Raw genomic sequence first — 1145 nt, 5'->3', positions numbered from 1 at the left:
AAAGCCAAGCTGCAGACCAATTAATAAAAACAATGCTAGTAAAGATATCGCCAGCACAATCTCAGGCGACATCATCAATACAAATAATAGTCCGTTTAATAGCCCTTTGCCGCGGAACTGATAGCGGTGTAAGGCGAGAGCCGTCAGTGTCCCAATCAAGGTTGAGACCGTTGCCGCGACCAATCCCAACACAATGGAGTGCCAAAACGCATCAAGCATGGCTTGGTTATTGAACAAAGACTCATACCATTTAAGGCTAAAGCCGCCCCAGTTGTAGCTGATCTTTGACTCATTAAAAGACATCACAACCAAGACAATAATGGGCAAATACAGTAGCGTATAAATGAGTCCCAGATAACCTTTGGCGGCGATACGGCCTATCTTTTGTGTACGTAGGCTCGACATTACGCCACCTCATTGAAGTCAGTTTTGCCGATACGCTTACTACTAGCGCGATAGGCTAGGAGCAACACCGCCATCGCTAACGTTAACAGCACACTCGCTGCCGCGCCGAACGGCCAATCACGCGCATCCAAAAATTGGTTTTTGATGATATTACCGACTAGCAAATTGCGCGAGCCGCCTAAGACATCAGCGACATAGAACATCCCCATCGCCGGCAATAACACCAAGAGTACGCCTGAGATAATCCCCGGCGTGGTCAAGGGCAGCACCACATGCCAAAAGGTTTGCGTTTTTGAGGCGCCCAAATCTTGTGACGCCAGCAGCATATCATCGCGCAGATCCGTAAACACGGCATAGAGTGGCAACACCATAAAGGGAAATAATAAATACGTTAAACCCGCGATGACCGCGCCTTGCGTATATAAGATATTAATAGGGGTATCGATTATGCCAATGCCAAGCAATAATTTATTAATCAAACCGTTATTGGCAAATAGTAATTTGAGCGCATAAGTTCGTACTAAAGAATTGGTCCAAAAGGGCAATATCAATAACATCATCAGTAACGCCTGCCAGCGACCATTTGTTTTGGAGACGAGCCAAGCAAAGGGATAACCAAGCAGCAAACAGATCACGGTAGTAATCCCTGCCATCCAGAGTGAATGAACGAAGACCTCAAAATATAGCGGATCAACTAGGCGTATATAGCTCTCAATAGTGACCGGCAAGCTGATAAACGC

General features: G+C 46.2%; 1 protein-coding gene and 1 pseudogene. Both read right to left on the bottom strand.

The genetic code is table 11. The features are described from left to right. Positions 1 to 405, bottom strand: a pseudogene (potC, locus tag ACTXGO_RS14240) (spermidine/putrescine ABC transporter permease PotC); the annotation flags it as partial. Continuing rightward, positions 405 to 1145, bottom strand: a 741-nt coding sequence (locus ACTXGO_RS14235) for an ABC transporter permease subunit (RefSeq protein WP_443574973.1), incomplete at its 5' end; no start/stop codon positions are given. The gene ACTXGO_RS14235 and the pseudogene potC, both read right to left, overlap by 1 nt.

The organism is Psychrobacter sp. T6-1, from assembly GCF_052258445.1.
The sequence above is the reverse complement of the archived record's forward strand: the minus strand, read 5'-3'. Positions and strand labels throughout refer to the sequence as shown.